The organism is Streptomyces rugosispiralis, from assembly GCF_024505145.1.
GTDB classification, from domain to species: Bacteria; Actinomycetota; Actinomycetes; order Streptomycetales; family Streptomycetaceae; genus Streptomyces; species Streptomyces rugosispiralis.
This window is the reverse complement of sequence record NZ_JANIAA010000003.1, coordinates 490,767-510,447: the sequence shown is the minus strand read 5'-3', so window position 1 is coordinate 510,447 and position 19,681 is coordinate 490,767. Positions and strand designations below refer to the sequence as shown.

At 71.1% G+C, this 19,681-nt stretch carries 14 protein-coding genes; 8 read left to right on the top strand and 6 right to left on the bottom strand.

All coding sequences use genetic code 11. The annotated features are described in order from the left end of the window. Together NP777_RS08725 and NP777_RS08720 are read right to left on the bottom strand one after the other, a co-directional pair. On the bottom strand, positions 1-2,415 hold a 2,415-nt coding region (locus tag NP777_RS08725), incomplete at its 3' end, for a hypothetical protein (protein WP_256649485.1). A 57-nt stretch (positions 2,416-2,472) separates the two neighbouring features. Then, complete coding sequence (locus NP777_RS08720; protein ID WP_256649484.1) at positions 2,473-4,104, bottom strand: purine-cytosine permease family protein; 1,632 nt, start codon at positions 4,102-4,104, stop codon at positions 2,473-2,475. A gap of 447 nt (positions 4,105-4,551) precedes the next feature. Here NP777_RS08720 and NP777_RS08715 point away from each other — a divergent pair, with 447 nt between their 5' ends. Beyond that, a complete protein-coding gene (locus NP777_RS08715; RefSeq protein ID WP_256649483.1) occupies positions 4,552-5,496 on the top strand; it encodes a LacI family DNA-binding transcriptional regulator in 945 nt (314 codons plus the stop codon). A 69-nt stretch (positions 5,497-5,565) separates the two neighbouring features. Here NP777_RS08715 and NP777_RS08710 read toward each other — a convergent pair whose 3' ends face one another. Together NP777_RS08710 and NP777_RS08705 are read right to left on the bottom strand one after the other, a co-directional pair. Continuing rightward, entirely contained in the window at positions 5,566-6,465 is a 900-nt protein-coding gene (locus NP777_RS08710; protein ID WP_256649482.1) for a geranyl diphosphate 2-C-methyltransferase, read from the bottom strand. A 17-nt stretch (positions 6,466-6,482) separates the two neighbouring features. Continuing rightward, positions 6,483-7,784 carry a family 2 encapsulin nanocompartment cargo protein terpene cyclase gene (locus tag NP777_RS08705; RefSeq protein ID WP_256649481.1) on the bottom strand — a complete coding sequence of 434 codons (1,302 nt, stop codon included), beginning with the start codon at positions 7,782-7,784 and terminating at the stop codon, positions 6,483-6,485. Between the two features lie 753 nt (positions 7,785-8,537). Between NP777_RS08705 and NP777_RS08700 the strand changes: the two genes are divergently transcribed. From NP777_RS08700 to NP777_RS08690, 3 genes are read left to right on the top strand one after another with little or no spacing between them, the layout of a single operon-like run. Continuing rightward, positions 8,538-10,796, top strand: coding sequence for an MMPL family transporter (locus NP777_RS08700; protein ID WP_256649480.1), 2,259 nt, complete (start codon positions 8,538-8,540; stop codon positions 10,794-10,796). Between the two features lie 7 nt (positions 10,797-10,803). After that, a complete protein-coding gene (locus NP777_RS08695; RefSeq protein ID WP_256649479.1) occupies positions 10,804-12,204 on the top strand; it encodes a sensor histidine kinase in 1,401 nt (466 codons plus the stop codon). After that, positions 12,201-12,893, top strand: a complete 693-nt coding sequence (locus NP777_RS08690; protein WP_256649478.1) for a response regulator transcription factor — start codon at positions 12,201-12,203, stop codon at positions 12,891-12,893. The genes NP777_RS08695 and NP777_RS08690 overlap by 4 nt, the downstream gene beginning before the upstream one ends. 201 nt (positions 12,894-13,094) lie before the next feature. Here NP777_RS08690 and NP777_RS08685 read toward each other — a convergent pair whose 3' ends face one another. Beyond that, positions 13,095-14,321 carry an FAD-dependent monooxygenase gene (locus tag NP777_RS08685; RefSeq protein ID WP_256649477.1) on the bottom strand — a complete coding sequence of 409 codons (1,227 nt, stop codon included), beginning with the start codon at positions 14,319-14,321 and terminating at the stop codon, positions 13,095-13,097. After that, positions 14,318-15,724 (bottom strand): MFS transporter, encoded by a 1,407-nt coding sequence (locus tag NP777_RS08680; RefSeq protein ID WP_256649476.1) that lies wholly within the window; start codon positions 15,722-15,724, stop codon positions 14,318-14,320. Before NP777_RS08680 ends, NP777_RS08685 begins: the two co-directional genes overlap by 4 nt. A 302-nt stretch (positions 15,725-16,026) precedes the next feature. Here NP777_RS08680 and NP777_RS08675 point away from each other — a divergent pair, with 302 nt between their 5' ends. The 4 genes from NP777_RS08675 to NP777_RS08660 are packed head-to-tail and all read left to right on the top strand — an operon-like array spanning position 16,027 to position 19,634. Then, positions 16,027-17,322, top strand: a complete 1,296-nt coding sequence (locus tag NP777_RS08675; protein ID WP_256649475.1) for a flavin-containing monooxygenase — start codon at positions 16,027-16,029, stop codon at positions 17,320-17,322. 10 nt (positions 17,323-17,332) lie between these two features. Then, positions 17,333-17,821 (top strand): RidA family protein, encoded by a 489-nt coding sequence (locus NP777_RS08670; protein ID WP_256649474.1) that lies wholly within the window; start codon positions 17,333-17,335, stop codon positions 17,819-17,821. Next, positions 17,818-18,492 carry a DUF1028 domain-containing protein gene (locus tag NP777_RS08665; RefSeq protein ID WP_256649473.1) on the top strand — a complete coding sequence of 225 codons (675 nt, stop codon included), beginning with the start codon at positions 17,818-17,820 and terminating at the stop codon, positions 18,490-18,492. Before NP777_RS08670 ends, NP777_RS08665 begins: the two co-directional genes overlap by 4 nt. After that, positions 18,492-19,634, top strand: a complete 1,143-nt coding sequence (locus tag NP777_RS08660) for a M20 family metallopeptidase (RefSeq protein WP_256649472.1) — start codon at positions 18,492-18,494, stop codon at positions 19,632-19,634. Before NP777_RS08665 ends, NP777_RS08660 begins: the two co-directional genes overlap by 1 nt. The last annotated feature ends 47 nt before the right edge of the window (positions 19,635-19,681 follow it).

The window sequence follows — 19,681 nt, the reverse complement described above, 5'->3', positions numbered from 1 at the left end:
GCCGGACTCGAGCGTCTCCGGCGCCGACCACTCCGGGGGGCGGTGACCGGCCGCGGCCGCGGAATCCGCCGTGGCGTGCGCCGGACCGGAAGCGTGCTCCGCGCCCCTGCGCACACGCAACAGGCGCAGCGCGTTCTGCTCCAGCCGCAGCACGACCGGGTTCCCGGCCGCTTCGAGGGTGCGTACGGTGCCGTCGGCGGCCTCCCATTCCTCGATGTGCCAGGGCCCGTCGGGCAGCAGGAGTTCCACCGTCCCCTCGGTCTCCGCGAAGCACGCGAAGCGGAAGCCGCCGACCGCGTCCGGGCCGCCGCGCCAGCGCACCGCCGAGCCCTCGGGCACGCGCGGCGTCGGCTCAGTCCGCTCACGCGGTGCGACGAGCCCGCGCAGCACCGCCTCCTCGGGGGCCGCCGGGAACAACTCCACGGCGGGGGCGAGGTCCGCCCAGTCCTCGGCGGCGGTCTGTGGGCCCTCCTGGTAGACGGCGGGCGTCGCGCCGCTGGCGAGCACCCGTACGCCCGATTCGGTCAGGCGGCGAAGTTGGCGCAGCGACGCGGCCGAGCGCAGCGTCGTCACGGCGGGGAGCACGAGCGCCCGGTACCGGCGGTCCCCGATCCACACCGCGCCTTCCGCCACGGTGGCGCCCTCGAGATCGCGCTCGTCCACGAGGTGGAACCCCACCCGGGATTCGGTGAGCGCGCGGGCCCACTCGCCCGTCGCCGACGCCTGCTCGCCGAGTTGACCCGCGGTCCACACCGTACGCAACGGGTACAGGACCGCCACATCGCACTGTGGTGACACCGGTTCGAGGAATTCGCTCAGCCGCGCGCTCTCGAGCGCGAACCGCGCGTGATGTTCGGCGAACCACGGCTCGAAGTTGATGCCCGGGGGAAAGTCGAAGCGCGGATTCCGCAGCGACTCGTGATCGTCTCCATGGCCGTGGGTCTGGTAGAAGCCGTGGAAGATCATCTGCCGCATGCCCTGCAGATGGTGGTTGATCGCCGTCGTGCGCAACTCCTGCAGGGTGAGCCCCCAGTGGCCGGACCACGGGGTCCCGCCTTCGGGCGGGGTGACGAAGTACTGCTCGACCATCGTCCCGCCGCGGCCGTGGTGGCGGGCGACCGAGTCGCCGAACACGGGGCTGAGCTGCACCAGGGCGTCCTGCGCGTCCACCGCGGTGAGATCGCGGTAGCCGTCCACGCCGAAGTGGTCGAGCCCGAAGTTCACGCGCAGGTCCCAGTTCGCGAACGCGGTGTCGAGCGCCCAGCCGCCGACGTGCCCGAGGACTTCATGGCCGGACTGCCGCAGGCCGTGGGCGTGGCTCCAGGTGCGCAGCTTGCCGAGGAACGTCTCCATCGCGTAGCCGCTGAAGTGCTCGTAGAACTGGGCGCGGAGGCTCAGCCGCTCCGGGTCGTCCCCGTCGAGCACGGCGGCGAGCACCTGGGGGGTCCGCCCGCCCCAGCGCTCCCGGATCGAGACGGCCAGGCTCTCGTGGAACGGCATCGCCGAACGCAGGTCTCCCGTGCGCTCCGCCCAGTCGTAGTACACGGCGTGCGGCTGGTCGAAGAACATATAGGCGACGGTGGAGCCGAAGAAGTCGCCCAGGGCGTCGGCGAAGGGCTGGTAGCCCGCCTCGATGAAGCGATCGACCGCGACCGGGTCGACGGGGTTCACGAGCCGGGAGGTCGCGCAGCGGGCGGAGACGAACACGATCGCCTCCGCGCCGTCGGGCACGGACTCGACGAGGCGGACACGGCACCTGTCGGCGGCGCCGTCCACGTGGCCGACCAGCTCGGGCCGCTCGGCGGCCGTGCCGCCGCGCTCCCCTTCCACGGCTCCTGTGGTGTCTGCGGCTTCCACGGCCTCCGTGTCTTCCACGGCCTCCGTGGCTTCGACGACGAGCGCGTACTCGACCCGCCAGTCGGCCCAGGCGACGACGCCGCCCTCGTAGTGCCAGTCCATCGCGGCCGGGCCGAGGTTCTCCGTCGCCGAGCGGATGCCGCTGAGCGAGCCCTCGCTCGCGCCCGCCGGGATCCGCACCCAGAACAGATGCCGTTCGCGCAGCTCGTCGTGGCCGGTCACGGCCCGGCCCGCCGCGTGGCCGGTCTGCCAGTTGTAGTCGTCATAGATGCCGACCACCATGCCGAGCTCGGCGGCCGTCGCGACGGCCGCACGGCACGCGGCGAGGTAGTCGTCGTCCAGGTAGCCCTCGATCGGGTACGACAACCGCGCCTGTACCTGGAAGCTCCGGATCCCGGCGTCGTGCATCTGCCGCACCTGGGCGCGGATCGTGTCCTCGTCGGGCAGCCGGTGCCAGAACCAGTAGGCGGCGGGCGCATGCCATGGATCCGGGTTCCGGAATCGGCACAGCGCGGTCTCCTGCGCGGACGAGGCGGGCAAAGCGGGCAAGGCGGACAAGGGGTCAGCTCCTCGAGCGGCGGCGAGACGCGCGAGGGTCTCGCCGCCACGGGTCGGTCAGCGTTCGGTGAAGTCGGCCGTGTTCCTGCGGGCAGCGTTCCCGCCGACCGCGCTGCTGTCGGCCGTGTTCCCGCCGACCGTGTTCCTGTCGGCCGCGTCGGGGGCCGGAGCCTCGGGCCCGCCGTCCTCGCGAGCGGCGTCTCCGCCGGTCACGAGCGAGTAGTCGGGCTTCGGGTCCAGCCCGAGTCCGAACGTGAGGATCGCGTAGAGCGCGGCGCCGAGTACCAGGGCGATGACGATGCCGAGCCCGCTCGACCCGAACACGCCGGTGCGGCCCTGCTCGGTGAGGAGGAATCCCGTGATCTTCGCGAAGTTCGGGTCGGAGCTGGTCACGAGGCCGAGGCCGACGACGGTTCCGGTGATCAGACTCAGGATCGCCGTCCAGCGCCCGTCGCGGCCGCCGTAGCCGCGCGGGTTCGCCATGCCGGTGTTCCAGCCCATGCGGCGCTGCCGGATGAAGTCGACGAGCTGGATGCCGCCCATGGTGCCCATCATCACGGCGATGAGCGACAGGAACGACTGGAACGTCGCGAGGAACGAGGTGGAGATGAACAGCAGGTAGAAGGCGCCCGCCGCGATGATGATCGCGTTGATCGCGGTCGTCACGGAGCGGCGCAGCGGCACGCCGACCGCCATGAGCGCGAGGCCGGAGCTGTACATGCCGGTGATGGCCGCCGAAACGAGCGAGATGACGATCACGATGGAGAAGGGGACGAAGAACCACATCGGCAGGAGCGCGGTGAGCGCCCCGATCGGATCGGACGCCGTGGCGGCGCCGAGCTTGGAATCCCCGCCGACGAGAAGCGCGCCGACGGCGAGGAGGATGACGACCGGCAGGCTGAGCCCGGTGACCGTCCAGCCGATCACGCCGCGCGCCGGGGTGTCGCGCGGGAGGTAACGGGCGAAGTCGCCACCGTAGTTGAGGAAGCCGAGGCCGACGAGGGTCATCGCCATGATGATGCCGCCGATGAACACCAGCGGTCCGCCGGCGGGGGTGTCACCGAGATGCGCCCACGCGATCTCGGGCACCATGAATCCGAGGAACGCGACCGTCATGATGCCGGTCACCCACGAGATCCAGACCTCGACCTTCATGATGAGCTCGTGGCCGAGGACGGAGACCGCCATCGTCAGGGCGAGCACCAGCACGAACCACAGCACGATCGTGGATGTGGCGCTCGATCCGTCCGTGTCGGCGAACACCGACGGCCACAGCTTCGCGAACAGGTTCGCACCGGTGGTCGAGGCAAGGGTGATGATCGTCACCTTCCAGCCCATATTGGACAGGTAGGCGAAGAACGCGGGGATCCTGTTGCCCTTCATGCCGAACGCGAACCGCGTCTGGGCGAGGGTCGGCAGTCCCGTGCGGGGCCCGCCGACCGCGAGGATGCCGACGAGGGTGGCCGATATGAGGTAGCCGACGGTCCCGGCGACGATCGTCTGCCAGACGTTCAGGCCGAGGCCGAAGACGAAGATGCCGTAGCTGATGCCGAGGATCGAGATGTTCCAGGCGAACCACACAGCGAACAGGCCCTGCGGCTTCCCGCGCCGTTCGGCATCGGGAACGGGATTGACGCCGTTCGATTCGACGGTCGTGCCTCTACGACCTTGCTGAGCCTCACTGCTCATGGAAGGGCGCCTTTCGGTGTGTGGCGGTGTGGGGGAGGAGCGGATGGTCGAGCTTCGAGCTCGGGGAAGTCATGGGTTCGTGTTCGGGGGTGCGTCGGCCGCGTCCGGGGATGACGCGGCTCCGCGTGAGAGGTGTGGCGTGTGCGGTGCGCCCCGCGCGGTGACCGCCGTCGCGCCCGCGGTGGGAGGCGTGTACGGCGGTGAGGCGTGGCGCTAAGGGGTCCTTGCACTATGAGCGACCCGGGCGGGCATAGTGCAAGGACCCCTAAGCGGCGGGGTGGACCGCTAAGCCGCTGTCGTAAGGTACTCTCACCGCCGGGAAAACCATTTCCGAACCAAAGCACGTCGACCCCTGCCGCGTCAATGGGTCGTCGAGACCGTCCTGATAGCATCGCCGGGCGGAAATCAGGGGAGATCAGGATGGGCTCGCGCATAGGCTTGAAGGACGTGGCGCTGCGCGCGGGGGTCTCGGTGCCGACGGCGAGCCGTGTGCTGTCCGGCGTTCAGCGCAATGTCGATCCGGAGCTGGCGCTGCGGGTGCGGAACGCATGCGATGAACTGGGCTACCGGGTGAACGCGGCGGCGCGGGCGCTGCGGATTCAGTCGACGGATTCCTTGGCGCTCGTCGTTCCGGCGATCGCGAACGCGTACTTCGCGGAGCTGGTGTCGGCGTATTCACGCCGCCTGGATCTTCAGGGCAAGCGGCTGGTGACGATCGACACGGGCGAGAGCCCGGAGAGCGAGGAGCGCCAGCTCGGCGCCATGGACCGGGTGCTGGTGGACGCGGTGCTCGTGGTGCCCGCGGCGTTCGAGCGCAGCGGCGCGGCGATCACGGAGCTCGCGCGCTCCAACCGCGTCGTGCAGGTCGACCGCCGCGCACGAGGCGTCGAAGCGCCCTCGGTACGGCTCGACAACGCGGCGGGGGTCCGCCTGCTCGTGGAGCACCTGCGGGCGCGGGGCCGCCGCAGCATCCTGATGGTCGACGCCCAGGAAGACTCCTCGTCGAGCATCGAGCGCACCGCCGCGTTCCGCGCGCTCGCCGGGCCGGACGACCGGGTTCTGGAAATGCCGAACTTCACCGTGGCGAGCGGCACCGACGCGGCGAAGCTCCTGCTCGCGAACCCCGGCGACACAGACGCGATCATCTGCACCGCCGACACGGTCGCACTCGGCCTGCTGACGGCGCTTCAGCACGCCGGTAAACGCGTGCCCGCCGAGTACGCGATCACGAGCTTCGACGGCACGTACATCTCCGACACCGCCGCGCCGGGCCTCACCACCCTGGGCTCGACCGCCGAGCGCATGGTCGAGGCCTCCCTCGCCCTCCTCGACGACGGCAGCGATGACGTCGTCCTCAAACCCGAGCTCGTGGTCCGCGGCTCCAGCGGCTGACCGCGCCCCGGGCGGGAACATGGGCGCCCGCTGGACCCATGCCCCCGCCCGCGGGACGGAGGCCGACGATCAGACGCGGTCGGCCGCGATGAGCAGGTACTGGAAGGAACCGTCCTCGTAGGAGTTGATGAACGCCTTCTCAATCCCTGTGACCAGGGAGGACGTGGCCCGCAGCTTCCAGTAGGGCAGGGTCGCGGGGGTCAGGTCGATGACCGCCTGCGGCACGAGGCGGTTGTCGGCCATGGCGCGCAGGTATTCCCGGCGGGAGTGGATGTTGCACTCGAAATGTGCGTTGATCTGGGAGACATACTTCGAGGGCTGGCCGTAACGCGGGTTCCAGCAGCCGGTGATGGTCACATAGCGGCCGCCGATCGCGAGGATGCGGGAGTGCTCGGCGAAGAGGTCTTCCAGGTCGACGTACATCGTTGACTCGTTGTTCCACGAGGCCGCGACCCGCCCGGTCTCGAAGGGCGTACCGAGCATGTTGCACACGCGGGCGTGGACGTGGTCCTCGACGCCGAGTTCGTGGGCCCGCCGGTTGGCGAAGTCGGCTTGCTTGGCCGACAGGGTGACGCCCTCGACCCGGCACCCGAAGCGCTGGTGGGCCATGACCATCGAGCCGCCGCGGCCGCAGCCGGCGTCGACGAGTGTGTCATCACGTTCAATGGGGCCGAGGTGGTCCAGGAGGAGTTCGGCCTGGGCCGACTCCAGGCGGTGGAGCTCGGCGATCAACTTCTTCTCGTATGCGCTGTCGTCGGCGTCGCCGAGGGCGGCGCGGTCGACCTCCCCGATGCCGTAGTGGTGGTGGTAAAGGCCGTCGACATCGCCGAGACGCAGGTTCACGGGCCTGGCCTCGCGGTCCCAGTAGCGGGCGATGTCGCCCTGGTAGGGGGTCGCCGGGGCGGGGATGAACATGGAGGCGCTGGAGGAGTCGGCGGCGACGTCGGCGCTGAGGTCAGTGCTGGTCACAGAGGGTTCCAATCTTTTTACCAGAAATCGGGCAGGCTGTAGCGGAAGGTGTTGGTCTGGTGCCAGTAGTGGTTGCCGTCGACCCACGCGGCCACGCCACGGAGAAAGCGCTGCACGGTCGGGATGGGGAAGGCGACGGCCGCGGCCGCGGCTTCGGCCTCGAAGTCGTGCATGAGGTCGTTGTGCACCTCGACCGCCTTCAGATAGGCGTCGCGGTCGGAGAGGCCCTCACGTTCGGCGATCACCACGGGCAGGTTCAGGTGTCTGCCCGGACCGGCGAGTTCCTTGGTGTACGAGTACAGGTCGTTCACGATGGTGGTGGCGTTTCCGGCGAGCGCGATGACCCGCTGCATGGCGGGCTGGGCGTGCAGATCGGCCGGTAGTTCATAGCCGCCGACGGTGTCGGTGATGGTGGGGCAGGGGCGGAAGTTGTTGAACTGGCGCATCGCCAGGTACTCCCACACCTCGGGGACGTGGTCCGTCTGGGCCCAGGCGGCCTCGGCGAGGTACCCCATGTGCAGACGGGCCATGTCGTGCCGGTACCGGTCGGCCTGGGAGGCACCGGCCGCTCGTACGAAGTACTCCATGGCGGAGCGGTAGGCGCGTCGGGGCGCGTCCGAGTGGAGCGACTCGGCCCATCGCGGCTGGTACTCCCGCGTCGTGTGCAGGGCGTCAAGGGCGGTGTGCGCCAGCAGAAGGCGTCCGCCGAGGCCGATGGGCGAGCCTCCGTGGTCCTCGCAGTAGCAGTCGTCCACCGCGTTCTCGGCCACCATCAGGCGGGTGGCGAGCATCAGGTGGTCGACGGTGGGAGCGTCCGGATGGCAGGCGACCATGTAACGCCCCACGGAGAAGCCGTCGAACTGCTCCTCCCACTCGTCGGGATACAGGTCCACCTCGTCCAGAGCCCAGGCCTTGATCCGGCGGCTGACCTCCTCCACCCGTACCGGGTCGGGCTCCGGCACGGGGTGGTGGTAGAGGCCCGGGACCGGGGTGCCCTCCGCCGGAACCGCCGGCGGTGCCGACGGCGTTGGCGGCTCCTCGCGCCGGGCCAGGTGCAGGCCCGCCGTGCCGAGGCCGCTCGGACCACGCAGGATCCGGTCCACGTCGGCGCCGGGTGTCCCCGCCTCGGCGGTGGGGAGGTCGGCGGGAAGGACGTCTACGGGAGGCGGGGCGGGCGAGGAAGGCGCAGGGGGGCGGGCACCGGTGGCGGCCTTGATGTCGTGGGCGCGGGCGGCGGCTTCGGCGAGGACGTTCGCCCCGGAGCGGGAAGCGGCCGCAGGCAGGCTCGATCGCGGAGGGGAGGGCTCAGGGGCGGGCATGCGTGGCTCCTCGGTGGGGTGGGTGGTCGTCCCGGAGGGGGCGGATGGCTGTCCCGGAGGTGGGTTGCGGTGGCTGTCCCGGAGGTGGGTTGGGCGGCTGTCCCGGGCCGTGGGCGTGCCTGGACGGCCCGAGCCGGTCCTGCAGTCGTGGCCGCGGGCGGTCTGCACGTTCCTCAACACGCCGAGCGCGCCCGGCACCAGGACAGCGGCGGAGCAGTAGGCGGTGACTGCTGTCCGCCACGGCCGCGTCAGGCAGATCTCCGTCGGCAAGTACGGCGATGTGCTTCCGGGCCGGTGTCAACTGTCATCGGGCGGGCTCTCTTTCATAGGGGAGGTGGCTGGCGCGCGTGTCACCGGGAAAGAGGAAGGGAGGGGGAACGTGCAGGAATCCCTCCAGATCTTCGGGAACACTAGCGGCTGATGTCCCCGGTCGGCCCGGAGAAGCCGTTGACGTTAACTCGATAAGATGATCTAGTCCCGCGCGATGTTTGCCCGGCCGGTTGATGGTCTGAGGAGCGCCGGTGGGGTCCGGCCGCGGCCCAGGTCACCGAACTCCTCACAGGTCGAGCCCCGCCCCGGCCCGAGCCGGCCTGTAGTGCGTAGGCACCAGGGACATATGAGTGGCTGGTCCGGGCGCACCAGACGAAGACGGCGGCGGGAGACGATGCCCGGCGCGGCACCGGAAGGAAGTGTTGGAGGCGCGTGAATCGCGCGCGTTTCCCCTTGCCTAGCGGTGTCTGGAGTGATCAACAGGTGGCGACATTTCTTTACCGGATCGGACGGTGGGCCTTCCGGCGGCGCCGGCTCGTGGGTGGTCTGTGGCTGGGCGTCCTGCTGCTGGCCGTCGCCGCCGCGGCCATGGCGCCGGAGGGGAAGGAAGAGGACCTCTCCATGCCCGGCACCGAGTCGCAGAAGGCGTTCGACCTGCTGGACGAGCGCTTTCCGCAGAGCAACTCCCAGGGCGCCGAGGCCCGTTTGGTGTTCCGGGCCCCGGACGGGCAGCGGGTGACGGCCAGGGAGCACAAGGCGGCCGTCGAGGACACGCTCGGCTCGCTGGACGCGGGCGAACAGGTCGCGTCGACCACCGACCCCTATGAGACCGGCGCCGTCAGCGAGGACGGCACCATCGCCTACTCCACGATCACCTACACCGCGGGCGCCGTCGACCTGACCGAGCGGACGAAGAGCGCCCTCGAGGACGCCGCGGACCAGGCCCGGGACGCGGGGCTGACCGTGGAGATCGGCGGCTCGGCCCTGGACGCGGAGGAGGAACCGGGCGGTACGACGGAGATCATCGGCGTGGCGGTGGCGGCCGTGGTGCTGGTCCTCGCCCTCGGGTCGCTGGTCGCGGCCGGACTGTCGCTGCTGACCGCCTTCGTGGGCGTGGCCATCGCCTTCGGCCTGGTCTCCGCGCTGGCCGTGCCGCTGGGCCTGACGTCCACCGTGGCGATCCTGGCGCTGATGCTGGGGCTGGCGGTCGGCATCGACTACGCGCTCTTCATCACCTCCCGCTTCCGCGACGAGCGCGCCCGGGGCAGCGAGCCGGAGGAGGCCGCCGGCCGGGCGGTGGGCACGGCCGGGTCCGCCGTCGTCTTCGCCGGTGCGACCGTCTTCATCGCCCTGGTCGGTCTTGGGGTCGTCGGAATCCCCGAACTCACCAAGATGGGCATGGGCGGCGCGGGCGCCGTGGCCCTCGCCGTACTCGTCGCGCTGACCCTGGTCCCCGCGCTGTTCGGCTTCTTCGGCAACAAGGTACTGTCCCGCGCCGTCCGCAAGGCACCCTCGAACCGCCGGTCGGGAGGCGAGCGCCCGCACCCGGTGCCCACCGCGGCCGGCCGGTCCGGGCTCGGCACCCGCTGGGCGCGGTTCGTGCTGCACCGGCCGGTGGCCGTGCTGATGATCGCCGGACTCGGTCTCGGCGCCGTCGCCCTACCGGCGCTGAGCCTCGAACTCGGGCTGCCCGGAGACGAGTCCAAGTCGGTGGAGACCACTCAGCGCCGCGCCTACGACCTGCTGTCGGAAGGCTTCGGCCCCGGCTTCAACGGCCCGTTGACCGTGGTCGTGGACGCGTCGAAGTCCGGGGACACCCGGGCCGCCACGAACCTGGTCGTCAAGACCGTACGCGGAGTGGACGGGGTCGCGTCGGTCGGTGATCCGGTGCTCAGCCGCACCAAGGACACGGCCGTCCTCACCGCCGTCCCGCGGACCGCGCCGAACAGCGGCGAGACCAAGGACCTGGTGCACGCGATCCGGGGCGCGGTCTCCGGCGTCGAGGCCGACACGGGCGCCACCATCCTGGTGACCGGCACCACCGCGATGAACATCGACATCTCCGAAGCCATGTCGGACGCCCTCATCCCCTATCTGACCGTGGTCATCGGCCTGGCGGTGCTCCTGCTGATGGTGGTCTTCCGCTCGGTCCTGGTCCCGGTCAAGGCAGCGCTGGGCTTCCTGCTGTCGGTGGGTGCCGCCTTCGGCGTCCTCGTCGCCGTCTTCCAGTGGGGCTGGGCGGCGGACCTGATCGGCATCGAGCAGACCGGGCCGGTCATGTCGCTGATGCCGATTCTCATCATCGGCATAGTGTTCGGCCTCGCCATGGACTACGAGGTCTTCCTCTTCACCCGGGTACGGGAGGCCCACGTCCATGGCGCGTCGCCCGGCGAGGCGATCGTGAGCGGCTTCCGGCACAGCGGACGCGTGGTGGCCGCGGCGGCGATCATCATGATCAGCGTGTTCGCCGGATTCATCGGGATGAGCAGCCCGACCATCCAGACGATGGGCGTCGGCCTGGCCGCCGCCGTCGCGTTCGACGCCTTCGTGGTCCGGATGGCGATCGCACCCGCGGTCCTGGCACTGCTCGGCCACCGGGCCTGGTGGCTGCCTCGTATCCTGAACCGTGTGCTGCCGAATGTGGATATCGAGGGTGAGGCATTGAGCAGGCGGGTCCCGGCCTCCGTGACCGTGCCGGACGCGGCGGTACCGCGGTTCCTCGTCGGCCAGGACCGGCGCTGAGCCGGCCATGACGAACACGGGTGGCGGCGGCCCGCGACCACGCGGCACGTGGTGGCGGGAGGGAGCGATCACGGCGACGGCGTTCGCGCTCTGTCTGCTCGGCGGCGTGGTGCGGGAGGACGGCCGCACGCTGTCATGGCCGCCTGCCGCCGCCTATCTCATCGCCGTGGTGTCCTGTGCCGTGCTGCCGGTGCGGCACCGGGCGCCCCTGGCCGCCATGGCGGCCACGACCGCGGCCGGCGTGCTGGTGCCGTTCCTGGGCCTGTTGCTGAGCCCGCTCGTCGTGGCCCCCGCCGTGATCACCGCCTACTCGCTCACCGCGCGCACCGAACGGCACGCGGTGAGCGCGGTGTCGCTCACCTCCGTTGCGCTGCTGGTCGCCTCCACCCCCTTGTTCGGGGCCCTCTCGTGGAAGGACGCGAGCAGGGTGGGGGCGGTGGCGGCGTTCCCGCTGGTGGCCGGCGTGCTCGGGCACTCGGCGCAGAACCGGCGGGCCTACCTGGCGGCCGTGGAGGAGCGGGCCCGGCGGGCCGAGAAGACCAGGGAGAGCGAGGCGCGCCGGAGGGTGGCCGAGGAACGGGTGCGCATCGCCCGGGAACTGCATGACCTGGTGGCCCATCAGATCACCCTGGCCAACGCGCAGGCCACGGTCGCCGCCCACTTCTTCGACGCCCGCCCGGAGCAGACCCGCAAGAGCCTGAACGAACTCGTCGAGACCACCGGCGACGCGCTCGACGAACTGCGGGCCACGGTCGGCCTGTTGCGTCAGTCCGGGGAGGCGGACGTGCCCGCCGATCCGGCCCCCGGGCTGTCCCGGCTCCCCACGCTCCTCGAGTCCTTCCACCGCGCGGGTCTGGAGGTTTCGGTGCACCAGGAGGGCACGGCCAGGCCGCTGCCGCCGGGCGTGGACCTCACCGCCTACCGCATCGTCCAGGAGGCCCTGACCAACGTGACCAAGCACGCAGGTACCGGTAGCGCCCGGGTGCGCCTCGCCTGGACGCGCGACCACGTGACCATCACCGTCGCCGACGACGGACGGGGCACCCGTACGGCGCGGACCGCGTCCACCGCACCGACCGCGTCCGCGCTGACGGACCGTCCGCCCGGTTACGGTCTGATCGGGATGCGCGAACGTGCCACCGCGGTCGGCGGGCACCTCTCCGCGGGCAGGCGCCCGGAGGGGGGCTTCCTCGTCTCCACCCGGCTGCCCCTCCCGCCCGCCAAGGACACGGCACGGAGGACTGACGGAGTGACAACCATCGAGGGGCGAATGGCCGACGGATCGACAGGCGACGTACGGACGGACGACGTACCGACGGGCGAGGTACGGGTGGGCGACGTACGGACGGACGACGGAAAGGCGGGCGACGTACGGACGGACGACGGAGAGGCGGGGGACGCGCCATGACGCTCCGCGTGCTGCTCGCAGACGACCAGGCCCTGCTGCGCGGGGCCTTCCGGCTGCTTCTCGACAGTGCCGACGACATCACCGTGGTCGGTGAGGCGGCCGACGGCAGGGAGGCGGTGAGACTCACCCGGGAGTTGCTCCCGGACGTGGTGATCATGGACATCCGGATGCCCGGGGTGGACGGTCTCACCGCCACGTCGGAGATCTGCGCGGACCCCGAACTGCGGGCCAGCCGCATCCTGATCCTCACCACGTACGAGACCGACGAGTACGTCGCTCAGGCGCTGCGCGCGGGGGCCGGCGGCTTCATCGGCAAGGGCATCGGGGCCGAGGACCTGCTGCACGCCGTCCGTACGATCGCCGAGGGCGAGACTCTGCTGTCCCCCGCCGCGACCCGCTCCCTGGTCGCCCGTTTCCTGGCCACACCGGACGACGCGCCGCGGCACCACCCCGAACAGCTCGCCGTGCTCACCCCGCGCGAACGCGAGATGGTGGCCCTGGTCGCGACCGGCCTGTCCAACCAGGAGATCGCCGAGCGGATGTTCCTCAGCCCCTTCACCGTCCGCGCCCACGTCCAGCGCGCCATGACGAAGCTGCAGGCCCGCGACCGGGCGCAACTCGTCGTCATCGCCTACCGGACGGGCCTGGTCCAGGCCGCCGCACCCGACGGCGGCACCGCCTCCAGTTAGGGCCTGTCTGGGGTTGTGATCTGGGCTCGCGGGGCGTGGCACGTACGCTCGCGGCGTTGCCGAAACGCCCTAGTAGCTCCGCTACGAGGGCCTTCCGGCGCCTTGCGATCGCACGCACCACGCCCCGCTCCCTGATCCAGATCACAACCCCAGACAGGCCCTAGCGCGGTGCCGCCGTCTCTCCGAACGGACTCCGTCAGGTCACGGCATGGCGGCGAATTCGGGCAGCGTAAGGGCCGAGTGGGCCGGTCGGGCCGGTGCGGAGGGCATGGTGACGAGGCCGCGCAGCATGGTGTTGCGTTGCTCCAGGGCCCGCGCCGTGGTGGGGAAGAGCGTGGCCGCACCGTTGTCGACCAGTGCCTGGTTCATGGCCACGAACTCGCGAACGTCGCGTTCGTAGGCGGCGAGGGCCGCGGTGTGGTCCCGGTTCGTGGCCAGGGCGTTGGCCAGCATGTAGGCACCGACCAGGGCGAGGCTCGAGCCTTGTCCGGTGAGGAACGAGGGTGCGTACGCGGCGTCGCCGACGAGCGCGACGCGGCCGTTGGACCAGTGGGGCATGCGGATCTGACCGGCCGTGTCGAAGAACAGGTCATCCGCCTCGCGCATGGCGTTGACCATGCCGGGAACCTCCCATCCCGCGTCCGCGAAGACCGTGGCGACCAGGTCCCGCTGGGCGTCGGGGTTGCGGAGGGCGCCGAACGGCGGTTCCGGCTGGTGGAAGTTCAGGAAGGCGTGCAGCTCGTCGTCGCCCCCGACCGCGTAGAGGGCCGCGGCTCTCCCGGGGGTGTTCCACATCATGAGTTCGCGGGAGAGCCCGAAGGTGTTCGGCATGGTGAAGATGGCGAAGCAGTAGCCGAGGTAGCGGTGGAACCGTTCCTCGGGGCCGAACACGGACTCCCGGGTATGTGAGTGCATACCGTCGGCGCCGACCACCAGGTCGAACGTGCGCTGTCGCCCACTGCGGAAAGTGATGTCGACCCCTTGTCCGGAGGACTGGTCGAGGGTGCCGATGGAGTCGCCGAAGAGGAATTCCACGTCGTCGCGGACTTTTCCGTGGAGAGTCGCGGTCAGATCCCCACGACGCACCTCGAGGTCCTGTCCCTCGACGCTGCCGGCGACGGCGGCCGCGCCGACCGAGGCCACTTCACCGCCGTCGGCGTCGAGGAAAGTGGCGTGACGCGAGTCGATGTGCGCGTCCCGCAGTCGCGGCAGTATCCCCATCCGCCGGACCACCTCGATCGCCGTACCGCGGATGTCGATCGGGTAGCCACCGTCGCGCGGCGCGCTCGCCTTCTCCACCACCGTGACCGCGAATCCGGCCCGGTGCAGCCAGTACGCGAGGGCGGGTCCGGAGATGCTGGCCCCGGAGATCAGGACCGTGCGCTTCGCGGTGGTACGCACGTCCATCGACAGACCGGTGGATGTCATGCCTGGGCTCCCTTTTTCTTCGTGATACGGACGACGAGCAGTGACAGCGCGGCGACGAGGCCGGCGACGACGAAACCGGTGACGAAGGACGATTCGGCAGGCAGGCCCGTCGTCGGGTCGGCCGCGGCGTCGAGGATCGCGGCGGCGATCTGGACGCCCAGGGCGATGCCGACCACGCGTGTCACCACGAGCACGCTGGTGGCGATGCCGGTGTCCTTGGTCTCGACGGCGCCGGCGGCGCTGGTGAGCAACGCCGTGGTAGCGGCGCCCGCGGCCATCGCGGCCAGCGCCTTCGCGAGGACGAGCTGCCATTCCGCGGTGTGCAGCGACACCAGGGCGATCATCGTGGCCGCGGTGACGACGGCGCCCACGCTGACCACGGCACGCAGACCGAATCGCCGCGCCGTGATCCCGCCGACCGAGTCGCTCACCGCCCCGGCGATGGCGCCGGGGAGCAGGAACAGTCCAATGTCGGTGGTGTCGGCTCCGAAGCCGTACCCGTCGCCCGGTACCCCGAACAGCTGTGGGAGCAGAAAGCTCACCATCCCGAAGCTGGTGGTGATGACGATGGTGAGCATGCACGCATGCCACATCGCGGGCTTCGCCAGCATGCGGAGATCGACCATCGGCGAGGCGGCCCGGCGCTCGACGACGACCCATCCGGTCGCGAGGGCGGCCACGACCACCGCGAGGGCCCCGATCGCGAGTGGCGGCAGGCCCTCGTCGCCCGTCACCCTCACGAGCCCGAGCATGAACGCGAGCAGCGTGCCGCTCAGCAGAACCACGCCCGGCCAGTCGAACCTGTACTCCGATTCGATCGGCGGATCATGCGGCATCAACCGGGCCACGACCAACGTCATCGCGATGATCACGATCGTCGGCAGCGCGAACATCCAGTGCCAGGAAAGTCCTTCCGCGATCGGCCCGGCGGTCAGCGTTCCCACCATGCCGCCGCCCGTGAACAGCGCCATGACCAGCCCCATCCCGAGCTGTGACTCTCCCGCCGGGAGGTGTTTGCGCACCAGGAGGAAGGAAAGGGGCAGCGCCCCCACCATGGCGCCCTGCAATACCTGACCGAGCAACAACACCGGCAGATTCGGGGCCAGGCCGGCCAGCAGACCACCGGCCGAGACCACGGCCATCAGCCGGACCAGCACCCGCTTCCCGCCGTAGCGGTCGCCGAGTTTGCCCGCGACGGGCGCGACGGCGGCGCCGGTGATGAGCACCGCGTTGGAGACCAGCGCCCCTTCGCCGGAGCTGACTCCCAGCTCACGTTGGAGCAGCGGGAGCGCCGGATCCACCACTGTCTGCAGGGTGCCGAGGGCGAGCGCCAAGATGCCGAGGGCACCGATCGACAGCCTCCCGATACGGACCGGGGGAACCACAACTTCGGATGTCGCCACCTGTTGATCACTCCAGACGCCGGTGGGCAAGGGGAACGCGCGAGATTCACGCGCCTCCAACCCTTCCTTCCGGCGCCCCGCCGGGCATCGTCCGTCGCCGCCGTCTTCCCTTGGTGCGCCCGGACCAGCCATGCGCGTGTCCTGGTGCCCACGCACTACGGGGATTGCTGAATCTATAAATCAGATCGCCTACCACGGAAACATCTGTTGGACAGAACTGCGGGCATGTCCAAGGATCCCTCGTGCGGTGGCCCGGTCAACGCGACACCGGGATGGACCACCGCCTGAGTGGAGGCTGAACGTTGAGTGAAGAGACCGAAGTAGTCGTCGTCGGGGCGGGCCAGGCCGGTGTGGCGATGAGCGAGCACCTGGGAGCCCACGGGGTGCCGCACATCGTGCTGGAGCGGCACCGTATCGCCGAGCGGTGGCGGTCGGAGCGGTGGGATTCCCTGGTGGCGAACGGGCCCGCGTGGCACGACCGGTTCCCGGGGCTGGAGTTCTCCGACGTCGACCCCGGCGTCCACCCCGATGCCTTCGCCTCGAAGGACCAGATCGCGGACTACTTCGTCACCTACGCCGAGAAGATCGGTGCCCCGATCCGGTGCGGTGTCGAGGTGACCTCGGTGCGCGGACTCCCCGGCCGGCCCGGCTTCCGGGTCGAGACCTCGGAGGGCTCCATCGACGCGCGCTTCGTCGTGGCCGCGACCGGGCCGTTCCAGCGGCCGGTGATCCCGCCCATCGTCCCGGACGGCGCCGTCCCCGTGCAGATCCACTCCAGCGGCTACCGCAACCCGGGGCAGCTCCCCGAGGGCGCGGTCCTGGTGGTCGGGGCCGGGTCCTCGGGGGTGCAGATCGCCGATGAGCTGCGCCGGTCCGGTCGCCGGGTCCTCCTCTCCGTCGGCCCGCACGACCGCCCCGCCCGCGAGTACCGCGGACGTGACTTCTGCTGGTGGCTCGGTGTGCTCGGGCGCTGGGACGCGGAGACGCCTCCGCAGGGTGCCGAACACGTCACCATCGCGGTCAGTGGCGCGCGTGGCGGCCACACCGTGGACTTCCGCGCCCTGGCCGCCGACGGCATCGAGCTGGTCGGTCTGACCACGTCCTACGACGACGGCGTGCTGCGCTTCGCGCCGGATCTCGCCACGAACATCGCGCTCGGCGACGCCAAGTACCTCGAACTCCTCCGGGCGGCCGACGAGTACGTCGAGCGCAATGGGCTCGACCTCCCCGAGGAGCCGGAGGCCCACGTCCTCGGGCCGGACCCGGCGGGCGTGGCCGACCCCAGGCCGGAGCTGGACCTGGCCGGGGCCGGGGTCACCTCGATCGTCTGGGCGACGGGCTTCGCCACCGACTACAGCTGGCTCGAGGTCGACGCGTTCGACGAGCACGGCAGGCCGGACCAGCGGCGCGGTGTGTCGTCCGAGCCCGGCGTCTACTTCCTGGGCCTGCCCTGGCTGTCCCGCCGCGGCTCGAGCTTCATCTGGGGGGTCTGGCACGACGCCCGGTACGTCGCCGACCACATCGCGACCCAGCGGGGCTACCTCGCGTACGGCACCACCGACCGGCCCGGCGCCACGCCGGCCGCCTGGAAGAACTGAGGAGCAGACGATGACCTCCACGAGCGAGGGCCGCCGGGCGAAGGCCGGCCCGGCCGTCAAGGCCCCGATCGTCGCCGGCGGGCACACCCGGATCCGCCCGTTCAACACCCGCGACACCTATCCCGAGCAGAACCTCGACAACGACCTCTGTCAGGCCGTCGTCGCCGGGAACACCGTGTACGTCCGGGGCCAGATCGGCCAGGACCTCGACACCAGCGAGTCGGTGGGCATCGGCGACGCCGGGGCGCAGGCCGAACAGGCCATGGCGAACATCGCGATGCTGCTCGAAGAGGCGGGCAGCCGGATGGAGCACCTGGTCAAGCTGACCATCTATCTGATCGACCCGCGCTACCGCGAGGCGGTGTACCGCACCGTGGGCCGCTGGACCAAGGGCGTCCACCCGATCTCCACCGGTCTGGTGGTCTCGGCACTGGCCCGTCCGGAGTGGCTGTGCGAGATCGACGCCGTCGCCGTGATCCCCGAGGAGGTGCGGGCATGACGTTCTCCCTGGTGGTCCGCGACGGCGAGCGGTTCGCCATCGTGGCCAGCTCGTCCAGCCCCGCGGTCGCCGCCCGGGTCGCCCATCTGCGGCCCGGGGTCGGCGCGGCGGCCTCGCAGAACATCACCGACCCCACGCTCGGCACCAGCCTGCTGGAGGGGCTGGCGGAACACGGCGACGCGGAACGTGCCCTGGCCGATGTCACCGGCGCGGCGCGCAACGCGAAGTCCATCGCCTACCGTCAGCTGACCGTGGTGGGCCGCTCCGGGCCCGGGTTCGCCCACAGCGGTTCGCACACCCTGGGCAGGTACGCCTCGGCCACCGCCGAGGGCGCGGTGGCGGCCGGCAACATGCTGTGCGGCGAGCACATCCCCGGCGTCCTCCTCGACGCGTACTCCGCCGCCACGGGAGAGCTGGAGGAGCGGCTGGTCATCGCCCTGAAGGCGGCCGTCGCGGCCGGTGGCGAGGAGGGCCCGGTGCACTCCGCGGGCCTCGCGGTCGTCGCGGACGTGGACTGGCGGGTGACCGACCTGCGCGTGGACTGGGCCGACGACCCCGCCGACCGGCTCGCCGAACTCCTGGCCGTCTGGCTGCCGCAGCGGGACGACTACGTACGCCGTGGCCTCGATCCCGCCTCCGCCCCCTCGTACGGCGTCCCGGGCGATCTGTGATGAGCGCGCTGAAGGAGGCCGCCCGGCGTGCGGTCGACCGGCACGCCGAGGAGCTGATCGGCCTGTCCGAGCGGCTGCACGCCGACCCGGAGACCGCCTGGGAGGAGCACCGGGCGGCGGCCGCCGTACCCGAGCCGCTGGACCGCGCCGGATTCGACGTCACCTCGTCCTATCTGGGTCTGGACACCGCCTTCCACGCCCGGTTCGGCAGCGGGCCGGTCCGGATCGCGCTGTGCGCCGAGTACGACGCGCTGCCCGGCCTCGGCCACGCGTGCGGGCACAACCTCATCGCGGCCAGCGCGGTCGGCGCCGCGCTGGGCCTCGCCGCCGTCGCCGACGACGCCGGCCTCACCGTCGAGGTCTACGGCACCCCGGCGGAGGAGGGCGGCGGCGGCAAGATCGAGATGCTCGACCGGGGCGCCTTCGCCGGGGTGGATCTCGCGATGATGGTGCACCCGGCGCCGGTCGACGTCGCCGAGGCCCGCCCGTTCGCGGTCAGTCACTCCAAGATCTCCTACACGGGGAAGTCCGCGCACGCCGCCGCCTATCCCGAGGCCGGGATCAACGCGGCCGACGCCTTCACCGTGGCCCAGGTCGCGATCGGGCTGCTCCGCCAGCAACTGCCGTCCTCCGCCCGGGTGCACGGCGTGGTGACCCACGCCGGGGACGCCCCGAACGCCATCCCGGAGCGGGCCACCGGCCGCTGGTACGTCAGGGCGGAAACCCTCGCCGAACTGGCCGAGCTCGAACCGCGCGTCATACGGGCCTTCGAGGCGGGCGCCCTCGCCACCGGGTGCGAGCTGGAGATCGAGCCGGAGAGCAAGCCGTACGCGGAGTTCCGTCACGACGAGACGGCCCTCGGCCACTACCGCGCGAACGCCCTGGCCCTGGGGCGGGAGTTCGCGCCGCCGGGGCAGGCCGCCCGGATGAACCGCGCCTCCACCGACATGGGCAACGTCTCGCAGGTGGTGCCCGCCATCCACCCCTACATCGGCATCGGCTCGCTGCCCGCCACCAACCACCAGCACGAGTTCGCCGCGTTCTGCGTGGGCGGGACCGCCCAGCGGGCCCTGCTCGACGGGGCGACGGCGCTGGCCTGGACCGGTGTGGACCGGAGCCCGGCCCGAGACGCGAGCCACTGACCGAGGCGGCACCCGCACAGCTCCGGCTCGTTCCACCCCATCCCCAA